At 65.3% G+C, this 23,704-nt stretch carries 18 protein-coding genes; 7 read left to right on the top strand and 11 right to left on the bottom strand.

Annotated elements, in window-relative coordinates; genetic code table 11:
* Positions 1-24: 24 nt before the first annotated feature.
* Genes VSR68_RS19180 through VSR68_RS19170 form a run of 3 tightly spaced genes read right to left on the bottom strand, consistent with a single transcriptional unit; the run spans position 25 to position 3,846 of the window.
* Entirely contained in the window at positions 25-2,259 is a 2,235-nt protein-coding gene (locus tag VSR68_RS19180) for a xanthine dehydrogenase family protein molybdopterin-binding subunit (RefSeq protein ID WP_342941339.1), read from the bottom strand.
* Positions 2,260-2,282: 23 nt separating this feature from the next.
* The gene (locus tag VSR68_RS19175; RefSeq protein WP_342941338.1) at positions 2,283-3,284 is read right to left on the bottom strand and encodes a xanthine dehydrogenase family protein subunit M; all 1,002 of its coding nucleotides are present in this window, start codon (positions 3,282-3,284) and stop codon (positions 2,283-2,285) included.
* Positions 3,285-3,294: 10 nt separating this feature from the next.
* Positions 3,295-3,846, bottom strand: coding sequence for a (2Fe-2S)-binding protein (locus VSR68_RS19170; RefSeq protein ID WP_342941337.1), 552 nt, complete (start codon positions 3,844-3,846; stop codon positions 3,295-3,297).
* 329 nt (positions 3,847-4,175) lie between these two features.
* Between VSR68_RS19170 and VSR68_RS19165 the strand changes: the two genes are divergently transcribed.
* Entirely contained in the window at positions 4,176-5,192 is a 1,017-nt protein-coding gene (locus tag VSR68_RS19165) for a hypothetical protein (RefSeq protein ID WP_342941336.1), read from the top strand.
* 46 nt (positions 5,193-5,238) lie between these two features.
* On the opposite strand, the gene VSR68_RS19160 is transcribed toward VSR68_RS19165, so the two are convergent.
* The 6 genes from VSR68_RS19160 to VSR68_RS19135 form a co-directional block, all read right to left on the bottom strand.
* A complete protein-coding gene (locus tag VSR68_RS19160; protein ID WP_342941335.1) occupies positions 5,239-6,399 on the bottom strand; it encodes an enoyl-CoA hydratase/isomerase family protein in 1,161 nt (386 codons plus the stop codon).
* On the bottom strand, positions 6,396-7,193 hold the full coding sequence (locus tag VSR68_RS19155) for an enoyl-CoA hydratase (RefSeq protein WP_342941334.1): 798 nt from the start codon (positions 7,191-7,193) through the stop codon (positions 6,396-6,398). Before VSR68_RS19155 ends, VSR68_RS19160 begins: the two co-directional genes overlap by 4 nt.
* Complete coding sequence (gene mmsB, locus VSR68_RS19150) at positions 7,193-8,086, bottom strand: 3-hydroxyisobutyrate dehydrogenase (protein WP_342941333.1); 894 nt, start codon at positions 8,084-8,086, stop codon at positions 7,193-7,195. The genes VSR68_RS19155 and mmsB overlap by 1 nt, the downstream gene beginning before the upstream one ends.
* A gap of 491 nt (positions 8,087-8,577) precedes the next feature.
* Positions 8,578-10,107 carry a CoA-acylating methylmalonate-semialdehyde dehydrogenase gene (locus VSR68_RS19145; RefSeq protein ID WP_342941332.1) on the bottom strand — a complete coding sequence of 510 codons (1,530 nt, stop codon included), beginning with the start codon at positions 10,105-10,107 and terminating at the stop codon, positions 8,578-8,580.
* A 64-nt stretch (positions 10,108-10,171) separates the two neighbouring features.
* Entirely contained in the window at positions 10,172-11,878 is a 1,707-nt protein-coding gene (locus VSR68_RS19140) for an AMP-binding protein (RefSeq protein ID WP_342941331.1), read from the bottom strand.
* A gap of 102 nt (positions 11,879-11,980) precedes the next feature.
* The gene (locus VSR68_RS19135) at positions 11,981-13,126 is read right to left on the bottom strand and encodes an acyl-CoA dehydrogenase family protein (RefSeq protein WP_342941330.1); all 1,146 of its coding nucleotides are present in this window, start codon (positions 13,124-13,126) and stop codon (positions 11,981-11,983) included.
* Positions 13,127-13,454: 328 nt separating this feature from the next.
* Between VSR68_RS19135 and VSR68_RS19130 the strand changes: the two genes are divergently transcribed.
* From VSR68_RS19130 to VSR68_RS19110, 5 genes are all read left to right on the top strand, one after another.
* Complete coding sequence (locus tag VSR68_RS19130; protein WP_342941329.1) at positions 13,455-14,522, top strand: AraC family transcriptional regulator; 1,068 nt, start codon at positions 13,455-13,457, stop codon at positions 14,520-14,522.
* Between the two features lie 71 nt (positions 14,523-14,593).
* Positions 14,594-16,408, top strand: coding sequence for a nodulation protein NfeD (locus VSR68_RS19125; RefSeq protein ID WP_342941328.1), 1,815 nt, complete (start codon positions 14,594-14,596; stop codon positions 16,406-16,408).
* 90 nt (positions 16,409-16,498) lie between these two features.
* The gene (locus tag VSR68_RS19120; protein ID WP_342941327.1) at positions 16,499-17,269 is read left to right on the top strand and encodes a slipin family protein; all 771 of its coding nucleotides are present in this window, start codon (positions 16,499-16,501) and stop codon (positions 17,267-17,269) included.
* A gap of 98 nt (positions 17,270-17,367) precedes the next feature.
* Entirely contained in the window at positions 17,368-17,619 is a 252-nt protein-coding gene (locus VSR68_RS19115; RefSeq protein ID WP_090865054.1) for a DUF4148 domain-containing protein, read from the top strand.
* A gap of 526 nt (positions 17,620-18,145) precedes the next feature.
* Positions 18,146-19,447, top strand: a complete 1,302-nt coding sequence (locus VSR68_RS19110; RefSeq protein ID WP_342941326.1) for an NCS2 family permease — start codon at positions 18,146-18,148, stop codon at positions 19,445-19,447.
* 952 nt (positions 19,448-20,399) lie between these two features.
* Here the strand turns inward: VSR68_RS19110 and VSR68_RS19105 are convergent.
* Complete coding sequence (locus VSR68_RS19105; protein ID WP_342941325.1) at positions 20,400-20,690, bottom strand: DUF1488 domain-containing protein; 291 nt, start codon at positions 20,688-20,690, stop codon at positions 20,400-20,402.
* A 309-nt stretch (positions 20,691-20,999) separates the two neighbouring features.
* Positions 21,000-21,344, bottom strand: coding sequence for a DUF2964 domain-containing protein (locus tag VSR68_RS19100; RefSeq protein ID WP_342941324.1), 345 nt, complete (start codon positions 21,342-21,344; stop codon positions 21,000-21,002).
* A 254-nt stretch (positions 21,345-21,598) separates the two neighbouring features.
* On the opposite strand from VSR68_RS19100, the gene VSR68_RS19095 reads away from it, so the two are divergent.
* The gene (locus VSR68_RS19095; protein ID WP_342941323.1) at positions 21,599-23,575 is read left to right on the top strand and encodes a sigma-54-dependent Fis family transcriptional regulator; all 1,977 of its coding nucleotides are present in this window, start codon (positions 21,599-21,601) and stop codon (positions 23,573-23,575) included.
* The last annotated feature ends 129 nt before the right edge of the window (positions 23,576-23,704 follow it).

Here is a 23,704-nt window from a genome sequence, read left to right as displayed (position 1 = left end):
CCCACGCCCCCTGCCCTCTGACAGCTACGCTGCGCTGCCCAGCAAGTCTTCGATCATCACGGGCAGCTTGCGCACTCTGACACCCGTCGCGTGATGCACGGCGTCCGTGATGGCGGCCGCGATGCCCGCGAGCCCGATCTCCGCGATCCCGCGCGCGCCGAGTTCGTTGAACACGGGATCGGGATGATCGAGAAACGTCACGTCCATCTCGGGCGAATCCGCATGTGACGCGACGATGTAATCGGCGAGATTACTGTTGATGGGCGCGCCGTTTTGCGCGTCGTACATCGTGTGCTCGAACAGCGCCATGCCGACGCCCATCACGACGGCCCCTTCGATCTGGTTGCGCCCGGCGCGCGGGTTCAGAATGCGCCCCGCGTCGATCACCGTGACGACGCGGCTCACGCGCAGCCTCGCGATCTCCGGCTGCCACGTCACCTCGGCGAAATGCGCGCCATACGAGTAGATCGAGTAGTCCTTTTTCAGCGGATCGTCGAAGCCGCCTTTCGCGCTGCCTCGGCCCGTCGCCGAATGCATTCTTGCCGCTTCCAGGATGTGCGCGAACGGCACGCCCTTTTCCGCAGCATCCGTCTTGCGATGCACGCGCCCCGCGCTGAACGCGAGCGCGTCGGCCTTTTCGCCGTGAAACGGCGAATCGCCGATTGCGCCGGCGCGCGCCAGCACCATGTCGGTCGCCGCGCGCGCTGCCTGCAAGACAGCGGGAATCACGGAAGCCGTCGCCGCCGAACCGCCCGACACCGGCCCGAGCGGCAGCATCGTATCGCCGAGCCCGACTTCAATCTTGTCGAGCGGAATGCCCGTATGGCCGGCGACGAGTTGCGCAAGAATCGTGTACGTGCCCGTGCCGATGTCCTGCGTGCCGCACACGACGCGCGCCGTGCCGTCCGCGCGCAGATCGACGGTCGCCTCGGCCGAAAAGCGCAGCCCCGGCCAGCCGCATGCGCCGACACCCCAGCCGAGCGTCAGCCCGTCGCGCGTCATCGACCCGACTGCAGGCGTGCGCTTTGCCCAGCCGAATTTCTCGGCGCCCGTCTTCAGACACTCGACGAAATGCCGCGACGAAAACGGCAGCCCCGTCGATTCGTCGACCTTCGGCTCGTTCATCAAACGAAACTCGACGGGATCGATGTCGAGCTTGCGCGCCAGCTCGTTCATCGCCGATTCGAGCGCGTACAGTCCGGGCACGGCGCCCGGCCCACGCATCGACGTCGGCGAACCGACGTTGCGCCGCGCGAGCCCCGAACTCACGCGCAGATTCGGCACGCTGTACAGGAACGGCGTGATCTCGCCGCAGCTTTCCTGGTAGTCGTCGGCGATCGCGGTGTGGTTCAGGTAGTCGTGGCGAATCGACGTGAGCTTGCCGGTCTTGTCGGCGGAAAGACGCAGGCGCTGCTGCGTCGTCGGACGATGGCCGACGTTCTGGAACATCATCTTGCGGCTCACGACGAGCTTCACCGGCTGCCCCGTGTGGCGCGACGCGGCCGCGGCGAGCAGCGTATGCGGCCACACCCACAGCTTGCCGCCGAAGCCCGAGCCGAGATAGCGCGAAATCACGCGCACTTTTTCTTTCGGCAGGCCGAGCATCTGCGTCAGCGTGCCCTGATGATTGGCGACGGCCTGCGTGGTCTCGTAGAACGTGTAGCTATCGCCGTCCCAGTGCGCGACGCTCGCATGCAGCTCGATCGGGTTGTGCGTTTCGACGGGCGTCACATAGGTCTCATCGAGCTTCACTTCGCTTCGGTCGTATGCGGCGGCCGCATCGCCGCGCTCGCTCTCGGCGTGCAGCTCGCCGCTCGCCTCCAGTTCGTCGCTGACGTCATACGGCGACTTTTCGTAGCCGACCTTCACGGCCGCTGCCGCAGCGCTCGCCGCCTCGAACGTATCGGCGACGACGGCGGCCACGTACTGGCCGTAGTAGCGGACCACGTCGTCGTCGAACGGCGGCCGCGCTTCGTCGACGAAGCCGTTGTCGATCGAATTGCCTGCAATGCGATAAAAGCGGCCGATGTTGCCGCGATGCAAAATCATCCGCACGCCGGGCATCGCCTGCGCGGCGGCGAATTCGAGCGACGTCACGCGGCCGCTCGCAATCGTCGCGCACACGGGCACTGCGTACAGCATGTCGGGCAAGTCGATATCGGAGGTGTACTGCGCGCGTCCGCTCACTTTCAGCGGACCGTCGATGCGCAACTGCGGCTGCCCGAGCACGGACAGCAAGGATTCGGACACAGTGGACATGGAAAGAGGTCCTCGAAGAGGGATCAGACGGACTGCGTGACCTGCGTGAGCGCATGAATCAGGCAGCGCCGCGCGAGTTCGATCTTGAAGCCGTTCTGGCTCTGCGGCTTCGCATCGGCGAGCGCGGCATCGGCGGCGCGCGCGAAGCTCGCCGCATCGGGGACGGCGCCCGCAAGCGCGGCTTCCGCCTCGGTTGCATGCCACGGCTTCGTGCCGACGCCGCCCAGCGCGACATGCGCGCGCGTGATGCGCCCGTCCGTCACGTTGACGACGACGGCCGCCGACGCCAGCGCAAACTCATACGACGCGCGGTCGCGCAGCTTCAGATACAGCGAGCGGCTGCCCGGAATGGGCGGCAGCGTGACGTGCGTGACGAGATCGCCCGGTTCGAGGACGGTCTCGCGCTCGGGCGTATCGCCGGGCAGCAGATAGAAGTCGTCGATGGGAATGCTGCGCGTGCCCTTTGCGCCTTCCACTTCGATCGTCGCGCCGAGCGCCGTCAACGCGACGTTCATGTCGGACGGATTGGTGGCGATGCACGCGTCGCTGGTGCCGAGGATCGCCATCGTCCGGTTGAAGCCGGTGATCGCGGAGCAGCCGGAGCCGGGCACGCGCTTGTTGCACGGCATCGCGGTGTCGCGGAAATAGACGCAGCGCGTGCGTTGCAGCAGATTGCCGCCCGTGGTCGCCATATTGCGCAGTTGCGCCGACGCGCCCGCCAGCAGCGCCTGAGACAGCACCGCGTAAGGTTCGTGAACGAGCGGATGCATCGCGAGATCGGCGTTGCGCACCATCGCGCCGATCCTGATGCCGCCATCGTCCGTGGTCTGGACGCGATCGAGCGGCAGCCGGCTGATATCGACCACGCGGGCCGGCCGCTCGACATCGAGCTTCATCAGGTCGAGCAGCGTCGTGCCGCCCGCGAGAAAGCGCACGTGCGCGCCCTGCTGCGCCGTCTGCGACGCGGCGCCCGCCGCGATGGCGTCGCGCACGTCGTTCGCGCGCGAGAGCTGAAAGAGTTCCATCGCGGTCTCCTCAGCGCTTGCCGCGCACGGCCTGAATCGCCGTCACGATGTTCTGATACGCGCCGCAGCGGCACAGGTTGCCGCTCATCGCTTCGCGGACGTCGGCGTCGTCGGGGCCGATGGCTTCGTCGAGCAGCGCGACGGCCGACATGATCTGGCCTGACGTGCAATAGCCGCACTGATAGCCGTCGCATTCGACGAACGCGGCCTGCATCGGATGCAGCGCGTCGGGATCGCCGATGCCTTCGATCGTCGTGATCGTGTCCTCCGCGTGCGTCGCGGCCAGTGACAGGCACGCGTTCACGCGGCGGCCGTTCACGTGGACGGTGCATGCGCCGCATTGTCCGTGATCGCAGCCTTTCTTCGTGCCCGTCAGATGCAGATGCTCGCGCAACGCGTCGAGCAGCGTCGTGCGCGGATCGAGCGACAGCGCGTACTGCGTGCCGTTCACATTGAGTTCGACGGGAATCGCGACGGGTGAGACAGGCTGGCCTGGCTGCGCGGCGGCGTCCTGGCCGGCTTCCTGCTGGGTGACTTCGGGTCGGGCGAGAGTATGGGGCATCGGGGCATCTCCATGTGGCAACCGGAACGGAGCGAGCGGAAGGAAGCTGTCGAATGCCTGATGGCGCAGGTCACGATCCTCGACGGCAATGCGGAACCGTGAAGCACCGATGGACAAGCGAAAAGTATAGGCGTCGTTCCGCAAACTCGCCGATGACGTGCCAGTGCAGAACGCCGCGCTCCAGGCGGCGGGCGTCAACCTGAAACGGCAAGCAAGCGCGATGCCTGACAGGCGACAAACATCGGCCGAATCGGTTATCCGCAGGTTATCCGCAGCGCAAGAACAATGATATTCATTCAGAATGGATTCGGCCGACGAGGGACCCGTCCATGCCACGGAAACAAGGGAAGAAGAAATCGCGTCATCGCTTGCGGCCTTTGCTGCTGGCGGGCGCGACGTGCGCGTTGATGACATCCAAAGGCGCGTCGGCGCAGGAAATCGGCCTGTATGGCGGCTGGCTGAAAAGCAGCGTTGGAGAGCCCACTTATTCATGGGCGATCGACTACACGGAAGGGTTCGGAAAATATGTCGCGGGCAGCATCACGTGGCTGAACGAGGGCCATCTGCCCGATCATCACCGCGACGGCCAGGCGGTGCAGATATGGGGGCGTCTGCCCCTCGCGCAGAACCGCTTCGTCGTCGCGCTCGGCGTCGGTCCGTATCGCTACTTCGACACGGAAGCCGCCGAGCACGGCGAGGGCTATTCGAACACGCACGGCTGGGGCGGCCTCTTCAGCGCGCGGGCGACGTGGTACACGTCGCGTCGCTGGACGGCGAACCTGCAGCTCAACCGCGTACAGGTCTCGCGCGGACCGTCGACGACGGCCGTTCTGGTCGGCGTCGGCTATCAGCTCGACGCGCCCGATGAGCCCGGTCCGCGCGCGTTCGCATTGCCGCGCACGCACGACGTGACGAACAACGAAATTGGCGTGCTCGTCGGGCAGACGATCCTGAACAGCCCGGAGTCGCAGACGTCCATCGCGGAATCGATCGAATACCGGCGCGGGCTTACGCCTTATCTCGACGGCACGCTCGGCTATCTGCACGAAGGCAGCGGACTGAAAGCGCGCCGCGATGGACTGACGGCGCAGCTATGGCTCACGCGCGCTTTCTTCGACGATCATCTGACGCTCGGCTTCGGCGCGGGCGCCTACGCGGCGATCCACCACGGCAACGATTCCGGCGAGCGGTCGACGGGAGACGGCATTCTGTCGGGGCTCGTGTCGCTGTCGGCGTCGTACCGGTTCACGAAGCACTGGGCGGCGCGCGTCACGTGGAACCGCGTCGTGACGCGCTATAGCCGCGATACCGATGTGCTGCTGGGCGGCGTCGGCTATCGGTTCTGAGGTTCTGAGCGTGAGGCATCCGCGTCACCACGATACGCCGCGAAACTCACGCCTGTTGCGCGCCGAGGTCCGCGAGCGGATGCGCTTCCGTGCGCCACGGCGACGCAAGGAAATGCCGCACGCGCTCGGGCCGCACTTCGGCGAGCGTCGCGGGCGCCCAGCGCGGCTTGCGGTCCTTGTCGACGAGATGCGCACGCACGCCCTCACTGAAGTCGCCCTCTTCGATCGCGCGCGTGACGATGCCCAGTTCCATCCTGAAGCATTCGGCGAGCGTCATCTGACGGCCGCGCAGCAGCGCGTCGCGCGTGACGTACAGCATGGTCGGCGAATGCGACGTCATCGCGTCATACGCTGCCTGCAGCCATTGACGCAACTCGCGCGGATGCTCGCGCTCCAGATCCTGGCGCAGCGTCGCGACGATGCGCTCAATACCCGAGCGGCGGTCGAAGTGGCGCAGGATCAGTTGCGCAAACGCGCCGAGCCCCGCGTGCGGCACGATGTTGCACGGCGGCTCGAACACGGTGCGCAGCGCGCGCATCAACTCGTCGGCGCTCGCGTCGGCCGTCGCGATGCGCAACAGGCGCTCCTCGAACGTATCGAGCCATTCGGACGGCACGCACAGATCGGCGAGACCGACATGCAGCGCGTCCGCGCCCGTGAGCGTCGCGCCCGTCAGCCCGACATACAGTTCGACTTCGGCGGGCATCACGCTCAGAAAGCGCGTCGCGCCGACGTCGGGCAAAAAGCCGATGCGCGTCTCCGGCATCGCCATTTTCGTGCGCTCGGTGACGATGCGCAGCCGCGCCGCCTGGCCGAGCCCCATACCGCCGCCCATCGTGATGCCGTCGAGCAGCGCGACGACGGGTTTCGGAAACTGGTGCAGCGCGTAATCGAGCCGGTATTCGTCGATGAAGAACTGCTGCCAGCCGCTTTCATTGCGCTCGCGCATCGCGTAGAGCGCGCGCACGTCGCCGCCCGCGCAGAAACCCTTCGCGCCCGCGCCGCGCAGCACGACGGCGACGATCTCGCTATCGGTGCGGCAGCGCTCGATCAGCACGGCCAGTTCGCGCACCATCTCGTGCGACAGCGCGTTCAGCGCGGCGGGCCGGTTCAGTGTGAGGATCGCGACGCGATTGACGACGCGAAACAGCACGTCCGGTTCGGCGGCCGGTTCTGCGGCCGGTCCTTCCTCGAGAACGGCGCTCATCGCTGATGCTCCTTGGCTTGTGTCGCCTGCCATTGCGGCGCGCGCTTTTCGAGGAACGCGTTGACGCCCTCGCGCTGATCAGCGCTGTCGAACAGATCGACGAAGCGCTCGCGCTCGACGGCCAGCGCTGCCGAACGCGGCACGCCGTTGCGCGCCTGCTGGATCAGCTCCTTGCTGAACGTGACGGCCTGCGGACTCAGGCCCGCAACGCGCGCGGCCATCGTCAGCGCGAACTCGCGCGCCGCGCCCTTCTCGACCACTTCCTCGACGAGACCGATGCGCAACGCCGTCGCCGCATCGACGCGCTCGCCCGTCAGCACGATGCGCTTCGCCCAGCCTTCGCCGACGAGCCACGGCAGCGTCTGCGTGCCGCAGCCGCACGGCAGCAGTCCGACGGCCGTTTCGGGCAGCGCCATCACCGCATGCTGCTCGGCGACGCGGATATCGCACGCGAGCGCGCATTCGAGCCCGCCGCCCATCGCATAGCCGTTGATCGCCGCGATCACGACGGGCCGCGCGTTCTGCACTGCTTCGAACGCCGCGCCGAAACGGGCGGCCGCGATGCGCGCGACTTCCTTGTTGCCGTCGGCGAACGTGTTGAGATCGGCGCCCGCGCTGAAGAACTTCGGGCCATCGCCGGTGATGACGACGGCACGCACCTGCGCTTCGCCGTTCAGACGCCCGATGGTCTGCTGCAACTGCAACAGGCCTTCGGGCGTGAACGCATTGGCGGGCGGGCGCTTCAACGTCAGCAGCGCGACGCTGCCTTCATGCGCGTAGTCGAGTTCGATCATTACGCGTCTCCCTCGTTGCGATACAGCTTGATGACTGCGGAAAAATCAAGCTTGCCCGCGCCCTTCGTGCTCATCGTCTGATAGAGCTGCTGCGCGAGCGCGCCGAGATACACCGGTTGACGCGCGAGCTTCGCGGCATCGGTGGCGAGGCCCAGGTCCTTGAGCATCAGATCGGTGCCGAAGCCGCCCGTGTAGCCGCGCGTCGAGGGCGCCGTTTCGATCACGCCGGGGAACGGGTTGTACGTGTCCGAACTCCAGCAGCGGCCCGTCGACGTATTGATGATGCCGCCGAGCACTTTCGGATCGATGCCGAGCGCTTCGCCCAATGCCATCGCTTCGGAGACGCCCGCCATCGTGATGCCGAGCACGAGGTTGTTGCAGATCTTCGCGACCTGTCCCGTCGACGTGTCGCCGCAATGGACGATGTTCTTGCCCATCGATGCGAGGACCGGTTTCACCTGCTCGTAGACTTGTGCGCTGCCGCCGACCATGAACGTCAATGTGCCTGCTGCTGCGCCGCCTGTGCCGCCCGATACGGGGGCGTCCACGAACGTGTTGCCGTTTTCTTTCGCCAGTTCGGCGAAGGCTTTCACGCTGGCCGGGTCGATCGTGCTCGAATCGATGATCGTCACGTTCTTCGCGATGCCCGCGAGGATGCCTTCCTCGCCTGTCAGCACGGCTTTGACGTGAGCTGCTGCGGGAAGCATCGTGATGATCAGTTCGGCTTCTGTCGATGCCGTTTTTGGAGATGTCGCTGCTTTTGCGCCTGCATCTGTGAGTGATTGCACTGCGTGCGCGTTCAGATCGAAGACGGTTAAGGCGTGGCCCGCCTTTAGCAGGTTTAGCGCCATCGGCGCGCCCATGTTGCCCAAGCCTATGAAGGCGATTTTCATGTCAACGTGTCCTTTCTCTTTTGTGTCTGCGACGCGGGTTTCTTTTGCCCTTGTCGCGGGCATTCGCGAATGCGTTCGTTTGCTTCGCCCTTCGCTGGCATCCGCGAGTGCGTTGCTGTTTCAGCGTGCCGCGGGCATCCGCGAATGCGTTCGTTTGCTTCGCCCTTCGCTGGCATCCGCGATGCGCCTCGCGGCGCGGGCGTTGCCCCTGTGCGGGGCGGCACCTACTTTTCTTTGCCGCCGCAAAGAAAAGTAGGCAAAAGAAAACGGGCTAACACCGCCAGTGCTCTGCATTACCCACGGGCTCTCAACGTCCCCATCCTTCATACGGCAACGTCCTTGACCCGCGTTCGTTGCCATCGCACCGGTCAATGCCTCACCCACTTCACTCTCTTGCGTCACAGCATGTGGCGCCGAATATCTTGCCGCCCTATCGCTCAGTGAATAAGCGCTGTGCGTCGCAGACCGCATCGAAACTATCGGAGGCTGATCTATCGGAGACTGATCGTCGTATTCACGCCGTCATTGACCGTCGCGTCATCGAACCACCGCGCTGTCACCGTCTTCGTCTGCGTGTAGAACTGCACGACCTGCTTGCCGTAGGGCCCGAGATCGCCCAGCTTCGAACCGCGTGAGCCCGTGAAGCTGAAGAACGGCACCGGCACCGGGATCGGGATGTTGATGCCCACCTGCCCAATGTCGATCTCGCTCTGGAACTTGCGCGCCGCCGCGCCGCTCTGCGTGAAGAGACCGACGCCATTGCCCATCGGGTTGCCGTTGACGAGCGCAATCGCATCGTCGAGCGTCGGCACCGTCATCACGCACAACACCGGGCCGAAGATTTCCGTCTTGTAGATTTCCATCTCCGTCGTGACATCGCCGAAAATCGTCGGGCCGACGAAGTTGCCGTCCTCATAGCCGGACACCTTCACGTTGCGGCCGTCGAGCACCAGCTTCGCGCCTTCCTTCTCGCCCGCTTCGATCAACCCGAGAATGCGCTGCTTCGCCGTGCGCGACACGACAGGCCCGACGTCGGTCTTCGGCTCGTGGCCCGCGTTCACTTTCAGCGTCTTCGCCTTCTCGACGAGTTCGGGCAGCCAGTCCTTCGACGAACCCACCAGCACGACCACCGATGTCGCCATGCAACGCTGCCCCGCCGCGCCGAAACCCGCGCCCACCAGCGCGTTCAGCGTCTGCTCGCGGTTCGCGTCGGGCAGCACGACGGCGTGGTTCTTCGCACCCATCATCGACTGCACGCGCTTGCCGTGCTGGCTGCCGAGGTTGTACACATGCGTGCCCACGGCCGTCGATCCGACGAACGAGATCGCCTTGACCAGCTCATGCGTGCACAGTGCATCGACGACTTCCTTGCCGCCATGCACGACGTTGAGCACGCCCTTCGGCACGCCCGCTTCGATCGCAAGCTCGACGAGTTGCATCGTCGACAGCGGGTCCTGCTCGGACGGCTTCAACACGAACGTGTTGCCGCAGACGATCGCCATCGGGAACATCCACAGCGGAATCATCGCGGGGAAGTTGAACGGCGTGATGCCCGCACACACGCCGATCGGCTGACGCAGCGTGTACGTGTCGACGCTGCCCGCGACGTTCTCCGCGAACTCGCCCTGCTGCAGCGTGCCGATCGAGCACGCATGCTCGACTACTTCGAGGCCGCGGAAGATGTCGCCCTCGGCATCGGGCAACGTCTTGCCCTGCTCGGCCGTCAACGTCTTCGCGATGCGCGGCATGTGCTCGCGAATCAGCGCCTGGTACTTCAACATGATGCGCATCCGCGCGCCGATCGGCGTGTTCTTCCACGTGGCGAACGCGGCGTGCGCGGAACGGATCGCGGCGTCCACTTCGTCCTTCGTCGCGAACGGCACGCGCGCGAGCACCTGCTGCGTCGCCGGGTTCACGATGTCGCGCCACTCGGTCGCGTTCGATTCGACGAATTCGCCGTCGATCAGCAGCTTCACGGTGTCGACTTTCTGGCCTGCGACAGTCGTTGGAATTGCGCTCATGCTGAATGTCTCCTGAAAATGAATATCGATCGATGGCGGGCCTCAATGGCCGCTACATTGCCGCTCAGTTGCCATTACCGTTGCGAAGCTCGGGGAAATCTTCTTCCCAGTACTCACCGGGCAGCCGCGCGGGCTCCGCCGAGCGCTCCAGCTCGCGCCGCCTCAATTCGACGCGGCGGATCTTGCCGGAGATCGTCTTCGGCAAATCGCTGAATTGCAGCCGGCGAATGCGCTTGTACGGCGCGAGTTTTTCGCGTGAAAAGCGGAACACGTCGCGCGCCAGCTCCGGCCCCGCCTCGTAGCCCTGACGCACGGTGACGAACGCCTTCGGCACGGAAAGACGCAGCGCGTCATTGCTCGGCACGACGGCGGCTTCGGCGATCGCTTCGTGTTCGATCAGCACACTCTCGAGTTCGAACGGGCTCAGCCGGTAGTCCGACGACTTGAACACATCGTCCGAGCGGCCCACGTAGACGAGATAACCGTCGTCGCGCCGCATCGCGACGTCGGACGTGTGGTAGTAGCCGTTGCGCATCGCGTGCTCGGTGGCCTTTGCGTTGTTCGCGTAGCCTGTCATCAGGCCGAGCGGACGCTCGTTGAGCGGCAACGCGATCTCGCCTTCGGTGACGGGATGGTCGTCGGCATCGACGAGGTCGACGCGATAGCCGGGCAACGGCCGCCCCATCGATCCCGGCACGACGGGCTGCCCCGGCGGATTGCCGATCTGGCAGGTGGTTTCCGTCTGCCCGTAGCCGTCGCGGATCGTGATGTTCCAGGCATGGCGCACGCGCTCGATGATCTCCGGATTCAACGGCTCGCCCGCGCCGACGATCTCGCGCAGCTTCACGGGATACGACGCGAGCGGCTCCTGCACGAGCATGCGCCACACAGTGGGCGGCGCGCACAGCGTCGTGACGTTGCAGCGCACGAGCACGCCGAGCGCTTCCTTCGGCACGAAACGCGCGAAGTTGTAGACGAACACGCACGCCTGCGCATTCCACGGCGCGAAGAAGCAGCTCCACGCATGCTTCGCCCAGCCCGGCGAACTGATGTTCCAGTGGATGTCGCCCGGTTGCAGGCCGATCCAGTACATCGTCGACAGGTGGCCGACGGGATAGCTCTGATGCGTGTGCTCGACGAGCTTCGGCTTCGACGTCGTGCCCGACGTGAAGTACAGCAGCATCGGATCGGCCGCGCGCGTGACGCCGTCGGGCGTGAAGGAAGGCGATGCGTCGTATGCAGCGGCAATGTCCGTCCACCCTTCGCGCGGCGCGCCGACCGAGATGCGCGTGAGCTTCGCGTCGAGCGCGTCGAACTTGCCCGTCTCCGCGCTATCGACCACGACGAAATTCGCGCCGCCGATCTGCACGCGATCGTGCACGTCCTCGGGCGACAGTTGTGTCGTAGCGGGCAACACGATCGCCCCGAGCTTCATCGACGCAAGCATCACGTCCCACAACTCGGCGCGGTTCGGCAGCATCAGCAACAGACGGTCGCCGCGCGTAACGCCCAGGCCGCGCAGGAAATTTGCCATCCGCGACGAGCGCTCCGACATCTGCGCATATGAAAGTTTCAGGCCCTCCTGCGCCGGATCGTCGACGATCCACAGCGCCGGGTTGTCGTTGCCTCGCGCGACGACGTCGAAATAATCGAGCGCCCAGTTGAACTCTCCGAGTTCCGGCCATCGGAATTCGTTGTACGCGCGCTGATAGTCCGTGCGGTGGCGCAACAAGAAGTCGCGCGCGTCGAAAAAGCCTTGGGCTGCCGTCATCGTCGTCTCCATTGTCTGTCGTCGGCGCGGATGCGCTTACTCCCGTCCCACGCAAAGCTGGTCGTCGGCGCGGATGCGCTCTATGGGCGGTTTATTCTGCGCTCAAACGTGCCGCGCGATAACCATTCTTTGTACTTCGCTCGTGCCTTCGTAGATCTGCGTGATGCGGGCGTCGCGGTAGTGCCGCTCGACCGCGTAGTCTTCGAGGTAGCCGTAGCCGCCGTGAATCTGGATCGCCTTCGAGCAGATCTCTTCGGCCACTTCCGACGCGTACAGCTTCGCCTGCGACGCTTCCGACAGGCACGGCCGGCCCGCGCTCCTCAGCCGCGCCGCGTGATGCACGAGCAGGCGCGCGGCGTTCAGCCGCGTGGCCATATCGGCGAGCATGTTGGCGATGGTCTGATGTTCCTTCAGCGCCTTGCCGAACTGGATGCGCTCGTTCGCATACGCGCGGGCGGCATCGAAGGCCGCGCGCGCAATGCCGATCGCCTGTGCCGCGATGCCGATGCGCCCGCCCTCCAGATTCGACAGCGCAATGCGCAGCCCCTCGCCAGGCGCGCCGAGCAGATTCGCTTCGGGGACGGCGCAATCGTCGAGCGCGATCGGGCATGTGTCGGACGCGCGAATGCCGAGCTTGCTCTCCGGGCGGCCGACGTTGAAGCCCGGCGTATCCGTCGGCACGATAAAGGCCGAGATGCCGCGCTTGCCCGCATCGGGATCGGTGACGGCGAACACGATCGCGATGCCGGCGCGCGAGCCGTTCGTCACGAACTGCTTGCTGCCGTTGAGCACCCACTGGCCCATCCCTTGGTCTTCACGCAGCGCGGCGCGGGTGCGGATGTTGTTCGCTTCGCTGCCCGCGTGCGGCTCGGTCAGACAGAATGCGCCGATGCGCTTGCCCGTCGCGAGATCGGCGAGATAGCGGTCTTTCTGCGCGTCGGTGCCGAAGTTGAGGATCGGGCCGCAGCCGACCGAGTTGTGGACGCTCATCAGCGTCGCGCAGGCCGCGCAGCCGGCGGCGATCTCTTCGAGCGCGAGCGCGTAGGCGATGTAGTCGGTGTAGGAGCCGCCCCATTCGGGCGGCACGATCATGCCGAGAAAGCCGAGCTCGCCCATCTGCGCGACGACGTCGGCGGGCAACTGGCCGTCGCGGTCCCATTGCGCCGCGTTGGGCGCGAGGCGCTCGACCGAAAAGTCGCGCGCCGCGTCGCGGATCATCCGTTGTTCGTCGGTATAGAACTCGTCCATGTGTGCCGCCTTGCGTCTCCGTGTGCTTCTCTGTGTTCTTTGTTGCGCCTGCTTCATCGCGCTTGCGTGGCGCTTGTGTGGCCCTCGCGTGGCTCTTTCGGCGCGATCGTCGGGACCCAGTGTAGGCGCGGCGCGAGCGCGATTCGATGCCGCGTCCGATCAATCTGCGTGAGCGCATTTGCCATATCGGGACATCGGCTGCGGCCGCGATACGGCAAAATGACGGTGCTGGCGGACGTCGGATGTAATCGAAGTGAGCGGATTTGCCAGATGCGCGCCACGGCCGCCGAACAGCACGCCTCCCAGACCACGCAAGGACCATGACGGGATGAAAGCAGAAAGAGGCACGATCTCCGTGAGCCTCGTCGAAGAGACGCTGGCGCTCGCTCGCGCGCGCGGGCTCGACGTGTTGCCCGTCGTCGAGGCAGCGGGCATCGCGCCGCAAATGCTCGCGAGCGCGAAAAGCCGCGTGACGCCGGCGCAGTACGGCGCGCTGTGGGCCAACATTGCCCGCGCGCTCGACGACGAGTTCTTCGGCCAGGACACGCACGCGATGAAAAGCGGCAGCTTCATCGCGATGACGCAAACCGCGCTGACGGCGCGCAACGGCGGTCAGGCGCTCACGCGGGCCGTCGGCTTCATGCGGCTCGTGCTCGACGACCTGTCCGTGCAGATCAGCCGGCGCGACGACCGCGTGCGCCTCGCGTTCGTCCATCGCGACGGCGCGCCGCAGCCCGCCATGTTTGCATATGCAACGTACTTCATCCTCGTCTACGGTCTCGTGTGCTGGCTGGTCGGGCGGCGCATCCCGCTGATCGAAGCGCGCTTTCGCTGCGCGGAGCCGCCCGCCGCGCACGAATACCGTCTGATGTTCTGCGACGATCTCGCGTTCGGGCAAGGCGAGTCGTATGTCGATCTCGCGCCGGACTTCCTGGAACTGCCCGTCGTGCAGACGACGAAGTCCGTCAAGCCGTTCCTGCGCGACGCGCCCGCGAGCTTCATCATCAAGTACCGCAATCCCGGCTCGCTCGCGGCGCGGGTGCGCAAGACGCTGCGCGCGCTGCCGATGTCCGCGTGGCCGGGCTCGGGCGAAATGGCGCAGCGGCTGAATGTCGCCGAGGCGACGATGCGGCGGCATCTGAATCAGGAAGGCTATACGTATCAGTCGATCAAGGACGATCTGCGGCGCGACATCGCGATTTCGGCGTTGCAGCGCGGCGGGCAGCCGATCGCCGAGATCGCCGCGACGCTCGGGTTTGCGGAGCCGAGCGCGTTTCATCGCGCGTTTCGCAAGTGGACGGGCATGCGGCCCGCCGATTACCGCGCGGCGAACGCGCTCGCGCAGGCCGCGAACGCGGGTATGTCCCGTCGGGCGGAACGGGCGGAATCCGACTAAGCTTAAGACAGGCCAGCCCTTTCAGGCCGGGGCGCCGCACGACATACGTCGCGGCGCGACGGCCGCCGACAATGAGAACGTACCGGCTTCTCCCGTCCCGGCAAGCGGGTTCATGGCGCGCGCCGATCCGCGCGCGCCTCGCGCAAGGCACGGCGTGCGGCGCCTCGATGGCGGCCGGCGCACGCACGGCATTGGCTTGCTGCCCGAGCGTCGCATCGTGTTTTGCCTGCTCCGGTGGCTGCGGCGTTACGCACGGCATTACACAAGGCACCACGCACGGCATTTCGCACCGCATTTCGCACATTACATATTGCATCGCCCGTCGCGCTGGCTTTCGCAACGGCACGACGCTGGCGCGCCGGATCGCCCTGCTCGCGCTCGCGTTCTGCGCCGCCGCATCGCTCGTCGTCCGGCCGGCTGATGCCGCGCAACCGGCCGTCACCCCCGGCAGCGTGTTCGTGATTCCCGTCGCGGGCGCAATCGGCCCCGCGACCGCCGACTTCATCGAGCGCGGTCTCGTCCGCGCCGCCGACGACCACGCGCAGCTCGCAATCCTGCAACTCGACACGCCAGGCGGCCTCGATACGTCGATGCGGCAGATCATCAAGGCGATCCTGGCCTCGCCCATACCCGTCGCGACGTACATCGCCCCGGGCGGCGCGCGCGCCGCGAGCGCGGGCACCTACATCACATATGCGAGCCACATCGCGGCGATGGCGCCGGGCACCAATCTCGGCGCGGCGTCGCCGGTGCAGTTGGGGATCGGCGGACAGGAAGCGCCGAAGCCGGGACAGGCGCCCGCCATGCCGGGCGAAAAGCCCGCTTCCGGCGCGAGCGCCGCGAGCGACAACGCCGCGTCGGGCGCGCTCGCGCTCGACAGCCAGTCGACGGAACTGCGCAAGCAGCTTCACGACGCCGAAGCCTATATCCGCGGGCTTGCGCAACTGCGCGGCCGCAACGTCGAATGGGCCGAGCGCGCGGTGCGCGAAGCGGTGAGCCTGTCGGCACACGACGCGCTCGACCAGAAAGTGGTCGACTTCATCGCACGCGACATCCCCGATCTGATGAAGCAGGTGGACGGCCGCACCTACGAGACGACCGCGGGCGCAAAGCGCCTGTCGACGGCTCATGCGCCCGTCGTCACGCTCCAGCCCGACTGGCGCAGCCGCTTTCTCGCCGTCATCACTGACCCGAACGTGGCCTTGATCTTGCTGATGATCGGCATGTATGGGCTCTTCTTCGAGTTTTCGAATCCGGGCTTCGTGCTGCCCGGCGTGGCGGGCGCGATCAGCCTGCTGCTCGGCCTCTTCGCGCTGCAACTGCTGCCCGTCAACTATGTCGGACTGAGTCTGATCTTCCTCGGCCTCGCGTTCCTGATCGCCGAAGCATTTCTGCCGACCTTCGGCACGCTCGGCTTCGGCGGCATCATCGCGTTCGTGATCGGCGCGCTGATGCTGATCGACACCGACCTGCCCGGCTACGGTATTCCGCTGCCGATGATCGCCGCCGTCGTCGTGTTCAGCGTGCTCTTCATCTTCGGCGTCTCGGGGATGGTGCTGCGCGCGCGGCAGCGGCCCGTCGTGACAGGCGCGGAGGCGATCATCGGCAGCGTCGGCGTCGTGCTCGACGATGGCCTCGTCGCGGTCAGCGAAACGGACGCAAGGACGGACGCAAGGACGGAATCGTCGAGGGACAGCCTGTTGCACGGCGAGCCCGAGCGCGTCGGCTGGGCGCGCGTGCACGGCGAGCGCTGGCGCGTGAGCAGCACCGCACCGCTTGCGGCGGGCAACGCCGTGCGCGTCACCGGGCGGCGCGGCCTCACGCTCACGGTCGTCCCAGCCGGCGATATCCCTCAACAGCAATCGTCTCGTATGGGATCGGGGTAAGCGCCCGGCATGGGCTGGAGCAAGTGCTAAAGCGCAAACTCCCGCCGACAGCTCACGCGCCCACTCTGGTCGACAAAAAGGAGAACGCACATGATCGGTTTCACCTTCGGCTTCGGCAGCATCCTGATCCTGCTGGCAATCGTGCTGATTGCCTCTTCCGTGCGCATCTTTCGCGAGTACGAACGCGGCGTCGTGTTCATGCTCGGACGCTTCTGGAAGGTCAAGGGTCCGGGCCTCGTGCTGATCATTCCCGTCGTGCAGCAGGTCGTGCGCATGGATCTGCGCACCGTCGTGTTCGACGTGCCGCCGCAAGACGTGATTACGCGCGACAACGTGTCGGTCAAGGTGAATGCCGTCGTGTACTTTCGCGTCGTCGATCCGGAGCGCGCGGTGATCCAGGTCGCGCGCTACTTCGAGGCGACCAGCCAGCTATCGCAGACCACGCTGCGCGCGGTGCTCGGCAAGCATGATCTCGACGAACTGCTGTCCGAGCGCGAGCAGCTGAACACCGATATCCAGCGCGTGCTCGACGCGCAGACGGATGCGTGGGGCATCAAGGTATCGAATGTCGAGATCAAGCACGTGGACATCAACGAGACGATGATCCGCGCGATTGCGCGCCAGGCGGAAGCCGAACGCGAGCGGCGCGCGAAGGTGATCCATGCCGAAGGCGAGCTGCAGGCATCGCAGAAATTGCTGCAGGCCGCACAGATGCTCGCGCAACAACCGCAAGCGATGCAGCTGCGCTACTTGCAGACGCTGACGACCATCGCCGCCGACAAGAATTCGACCATCGTGTTTCCGCTGCCCGTCGATCTGTTGACGGCCGTGCTCGACCGGATGGGCAAGTCATCCCATTGACTTAACGCACGCAACGGTTCATTTCAGTTGCGAAACTTACCTATCGGGAATGCAGAACCTAAAATAAACAGGTCATCCTAACTTTTCAGGCCCCTGCCATGAAGCTGATTCCTCGTATGGTTCTAGGTGCGCTCGTCGGCGCGGTATGCGTGTCGTCCGCGCTCGCGCAAACATCGCGTGTCTACGACCAGAACAAGCCCAAGACGCGCGCCGAAGTCAAAGCCGATCTGATCGAATGGCGCAATGCCGGCTACGATCCGCTCGACTGGATCAACTATCCGTCCAATGCAATCGCGGCGGGACGCATCGTCGCGCAACGCCGCGCGCAGGCACAGGGCGTGCAGCAGTAAACACAGCAGTTGCACACGACAACCGGATGCGATGCGTGGCGCGTCTTTCGACGGCCTACGCTACGCATCGCACCGGCGACCCTACCTTTGCCGATGCCACGATGCGCAACGCCCCGACGCGCGATGCCGTGGCCGCCCATTTCCCTTGCTTCCCTGCAGCGACTCCCCTTGTAAGCCGACCTGATGCGCCGCGTCAGGTATCATCACGCCCCTTCGCTACAGAAAATCACGTTTGAGCGCCGCAGCCCGCGAAGCGGACTGGGGCTGGCATGCCGCACGCTGTGACGCCGCGAGTGTTGCATGCGTTCAACGCACGCGTGCCGCCAATGCGGCAATGGCGCACCAATCGTGATTAAATCCGCCCGTGGCGGCCCGACGGGCCGGATACCTCGGCTCCCTTGAAGCCGCGGTCCTGGCTGTGCGCGACGCCGTCGGTCGGCTGAAGAGAGCACGAAAAAGAAGCGGAAATCGAAGCGGTACGACAAGCAGTTACGAACGACATTTCACACGGCGAGAGACTCGGCTCATGGACTCCGTAAAACGGTATTTCGGCTTTGACGAAGCAGGCACGAACCTGCGCATGGAAGTGCTGGCAGGCATCACCACGTTCCTCACAATGGCCTACATCATCTTCGTCAATCCGGCGATCCTTGGCGACGCGGGCATGCCGAAAGACGCCGTCTTCGTCGCGACCTGCCTCGTCGCGGCGCTCGCGTCGCTGATCATGGGCCTCTATGCGAACTACCCGATTGCCTGCGCGCCCGGCATGGGTCTCAACGCGTACTTCGCGTACACGGTCGTCAAGGGCATGGGCTTCTCGTGGCAGGCCGCGCTCGGCGCCGTGTTCATCTCGGGGTGTCTGTTCCTGATCGTCACGCTCTTCCGCGTGCGCGAAGTGATCGTCACGGGCATTCCGCATTCGATCCGCATCGCGATCACGGGTGGCATCGGTCTTTTTCTCGCGATCATTTCGCTGAAGACGGCGGGCATCGTGACGGGCAATCCGGCGACGCTCGTCACGCTCGGCAATCTGCACGATCCGCACGTGGTGCTTGCGATCATCGGCTTCTTCGCGATCGTCACGCTCGATCATTTGCGGGTGCGCGGCTCGATTCTGATCGGCATCGTCGGCGTGACGATCCTGAGCTTCTTCTTCGGCGGCAACGAGTTTCACGGCGTCGTATCGACGCCGCCTTCGATTTCGCCGACGCTCTTCCAACTCGACATCAAGGCCGCGCTGTCGACGGGCGTGCTCAACGTGATTCTCGTGTTCTTCCTCGTCGAGCTGTTCGACGCGACGGGCACGCTGATGGGCGTCGCGAATCGCGCGGGCCTGCTCGTGCACGGCAAGATGCACCGCCTGAACCGCGCGCTGATGGCGGACAGCGCGGCCATCCTGGCGGGCTCGATGCTGGGCACGTCGTCGACGACGGCTTACATCGAAAGCGCATCGGGTGTGCAGGCGGGCGGCCGCACGGGTGTGACGGCGATCACGGTCGCCGTGCTGTTCCTGCTGGCGCTCTTCTTCGCGCCGATCGCGGGCGTCGTGCCGGGTTACGCGACGGCGCCGGCGCTGCTCTATGTGTCGTGTCTGATGCTGCGTGAAATGGTCGACCTGCCTTGGGACGACGCGACGGAAGCCGTGCCTGCCGTGCTCACCGCGCTGCTGATGCCGTTCACGTACTCGATTGCGAACGGCGTCGCGTTCGGCTTCATTTCGTATGCGGGACTCAAGCTGCTGACGGGACGTGCGCGTCAGGTGAAGCTCGTCGTGTGGATTATCGCGGCTGTGTTTTTGTTCCGGTTTTTTTATCTGGGATCGGAGTAGGTGCTTGCAGCGGGCTTTTGTCTGCGACGCTGTGGTTTTTCGCCCTCGTCGCGGGCCTCCGCGCGTGCGTTTTTTGTCTGCGACGGGTTTTGTTTTTTTGGTTTTTATGGCTTGCCGCTGGCATCCGCAATGCGATTCGTGTCTGCGACGGCTTATTGTTTTTGATTTTTATGGCTTGCCGCTGGCATCCGCAATGCGATTCGTGTCTGCGACGGCTTATTGTTTTTGATGGCTTGCCGCCGGCATCCGCAATGCGCCTCGCGGCGCGGGCGTTGCCCCTGTGCGGGGCGGCACCTACTTTTCTTTGCCGCCGCAAAGAAAAGTAGGCAAAAGAAAGCGGGCTCACACCGCCAATCCTTGACCTCTACCCACGGGCTCTCAACGTCCCCGTGTTTCATGCAACAGTGTGCTGGCTTGCATCTGTTGCCAACGCTCCCGCTAAACGCCTCACCCGCTTCATGCACGTGTGGCACAGCTAAGGGCATCGAACGTTTCAGCGCCGCATGTCGGTAGTGAATGAGGTTGCTGCGTCGTACAGGGCAACGCCCTCGCTTGAGCCGCATCGCCTGGCGAGGGTTTCCTGTGCGGTGCGAATGCCTACACACAGTTTGCCGCAAAGGGGCACAGGCTATTCGATATCGAGGGCCGCAATGCGGGTGCATGAAGCAGGTGAGGCATCCGATCAATGCGCTGGCAACGCGCATGGGCCAGCAGATTGCCATGTGAAGGATGGGGACGTTGAGAGCCCGTGGGTAATACAGAGCACTGGCGGTGTGAGCGGCTTTCTTTTGCCTACTTTTCTTTGCCGCTGCAAAGAAAAGTAGGTGCCGCCCCGCACAGGGGCAACGCTAGCGCCGCGAGGCGCATCGCGGATGCCAGCGGAGGGCAAAAAAATCGCGAATGCCCGCGACAAGGGCAAAACAACACAGCGTCGCAGACAAAAAACAAAAAACTAGTTCCGCCAATTCGCTTCATAAAAGCGAACATACCCGCTACGCAACACGACACACTGCGCGCCCGTCTCGGACAACAAACGCCGCGTGGCCGCTTCGATACGCTCGCGGTGCGTCGAGAACGCGCCGATCATGTCTTCGATACGCGGCGATGCCGCGCCGAAATGATCTTCGAGCGCCTCGGCGGTAATCACGCATTCCACCCTTTGCCCATCGACCATAGCCGGAAACGCCAGTGTCAGCTCGCGCCCCGAGTACTCAGGGGCTTCTTTCGGGAAAATGATCTGCATGGGAACACCTTGGTGGACAACATCGCCGAGGGCCGCGCGTGCCCCTGTTCAAGCCTCCGTTATGGATCGCAGCGCGGGCTGTCAATCAGAAACGCGCGCCGTCATCGCGCGCGCCTCAGTTGATTCCAACACTGTAGACGACCTGCGGCCGCCCGCAAGTTTTGTTACGCCACACGCCAGCACGGTGCCGCCATGCACCACGCCCCGGCATTCGATCGGCTCAAGGGTTGCGCTCGACGGGCTCTGCGAACCGAGGGAAATTCCCTGCGCAAAAACCCTATGCGATGCGGCACTGCAGCGTAAGAAGCGTTAGAACTGGGTCGGCAGATGATGATGGTGTTCGTGCGGCCCGCCGTCGTCGGCGGGATGATCGGGCGGCGTCTTGCCCGGCAGATCGCGCGGCCACAGCGTGAGCATCGTGACGCAGCCGACGATGCCGATCGCAATCGCGATCACGCCCGTCCAGACCTCTCGATCCAGGTAGTACAGCGAACCATGAATCGACAACCCGATGCCTCCTAGCGCGATGAAGATCGCAAGCGTGGCGAGGACGACTCTCAACTCCATGCGCACCATGACGTTCTCCTCGAACTGGCGCTGGCCGAGGCGATCGTTGATGGCCCCAGTGCGGCACGCGGCGCGAACGCATGCCATTTACGATGATTGCACTTCTGCGCAGGAAGGCAAGCGAAACACGCGCCGTGCGTCCTCCTGTAAGATGAACCGGCATACATCGGCGCGCGCGTGCGTTGCAGCAGTTGCAGCAGATGCGCCGGTACTGCATACGCAGTGCTGCATCGCGCCACATCGCCCGGCTGCGCAAGCGCATGTATGAAGCACGCGCAAGCGCCGCGCCCGTCGGCATGAAGCACAGCGTACAAAGACGCGCACAACAACGGAGACAAGCAGTGACCCAACGTTCCGTCACGCCGCCCGCCGCGGGTCGCGCCGACGTGATCGCGCAAGCTCACGCGCGCTCGCGCGACTTCGGCCTGCGCGCTTCCGAGGCACCCGACTTCCATCCGCTGGAGCGGTTCGCGCTGCGCGATCTCGTCGACTGCAACCGCTCGCTGTATGCGCACGCGCTGCCCGTGATGGAAACGCTGCACGCGCAAATCGTCGATACGCAAAGCATGGTGCTGCTCACCGACAGCAACGGCGTGATCCTGCACAGTCTCGGCGACAGCGATTTCGTCGAGAAAGCGAAGCGCGTCGCGCTGTGCCCGGGCGTGTCGTGGGCGGAAGCGGATCGCGGCACGAACGCGATCGGCACGGCGCTCGCCGACAGCCAGCCAACCGTCGTCCATGGAGGCGAGCATTTTCTGCAGGCGAATCGCATCCTGACCTGCTCGTGCGCGCCCATCGCCGATCCGTATGGCCGCACGATCGGCGCGCTCGACGTGAGCGGCGACACACGCGGCTTTCACAAGCACACGCTCGCGCTCGTGCGCATGTCGGCGCAGATCATCGAAAACCATCTGTTCGCGAACCAGTTCGCCGAAGCCGTGCGCGTGCGCTTTCATGCGCGCAGCGAATTCATCGGCACGCTGTTCGAAGGGCTCGCCGCGTTCGGCGCCGACGGCACGCTGCTGTCCGCGAACCGCAGCGCGCTGTTCCAGTTCGGGCGGCCGCTCGATGCGCTGCTCGCGCAGCCCTTCGAGGCGCTGTTCGGCACGGCCTTTCGGGCCGCGCTCCAGCAGGCGTCGCGCGCGCCGGGCGAGTGCCTGACGCTGGTGCTGCCAAGCGGCGTGCGCGTGGTCGCGCGGGCCGAATACGCGGCGCGTCCCATGTTTTCCGCCGACGCGGGAAGCCCAAGGACAGCCGCGCAATCGCAATCATCGGCGGCATCGCAGGCGGCCAGAGCGCGCGCCGCCGCCGTCACGTTCGCCACACTGGATACAGGCGACGCGCAGATGGCCGCCGTGCTCCAGCGCGTCGCGAAGGTGCGCGGCCGCGACATTCCGCTGCTCGTGCTGGGCAAGACGGGGACGGGCAAGGAGTGGCTCGCGCGCGCGATGCACGAAGAGTCGCCGCGCCGCGATGCGCCGTTCGTCGCCGTCAATTGCGCATCGCTGCCCGACACGCTGATCGAAGCGGAACTGTTCGGCTATGAGGACGGCGCGTTCACGGGCGCGAAAAAGCGCGGCAGCGTCGGCAAGATCGTGCAGGCCGACGGCGGCACGCTCTTTCTCGACGAAATCGGCGACATGCCGCTCGCGCAGCAGGTGCGCCTGATGCGCGTGCTTCAGGAGCGCTCCGTCGTGCCGCTGGGTGGCACGCGCGCGATTCCCGTCGACGTGCGCGTCGTCTGCGCGACGCACCGCAATCTGCGCGCGATGATCGAAGACGGCACCTTCCGCGAAGACCTGTATTACCGGATCAACGGTCTCGTCGTCACGTTGCCCGCGCTCGCCGCGCGCAGCGATCTGCCTGTGCTCGTCGAGCGGATTCTCGTGCGGCTGCGCAGCGAGGAGCCCGACGGCGCGCGGATGCCGGCATGCGTGTCGCCGGACGTGCTCGCGATCTTCACGCGCTGCCGCTGGCCGGGCAATCTGCGGCAGCTCGCGAACGTGCTGCGCACGGCCGTCATCATGGCCGAGGGCGCGGATGAGATCGGCGTCGAGCATCTGCCCGACGACTTCCTGCACGACTGCGAGCCCGAACAGAACGACGGGCCCGAACGCAACGAGCCTCCACATGCCGATGCCGCGCCCGTCGCGGATTCGCCCGCCCCGCTGCGCCCGGCGCGCATGGAAGAATGGCAAGCGACGCTGATCGAGCAGACGCTCGCGCGCAACAACGGCAACATCTCGGCGGCGGCGCGCGAACTGGGGCTCGCGCGCAACACGATCTATCGCTACATGCGGATGCGCACGACGGATTGACGCGCTGTGGGCATCGCAAGCTCGTTCTTCGCGGATGGGCGTGGGGCGGATCGATGCTTTTCGCCACTCGCCGCTTTGCCGTTCGCCTGTTGCCGTTCGCCCCTCGCCCCTCGCCCCTCGCCCCTCGCC

It is taken from the genome of Paraburkholderia phymatum (assembly GCF_038900715.1).
GTDB lineage: Bacteria > Pseudomonadota > Gammaproteobacteria > Burkholderiales > Burkholderiaceae > Paraburkholderia > Paraburkholderia phymatum_A.
The sequence above is the reverse complement of the archived record's forward strand: the minus strand, read 5'-3'. Positions and strand labels throughout refer to the sequence as shown.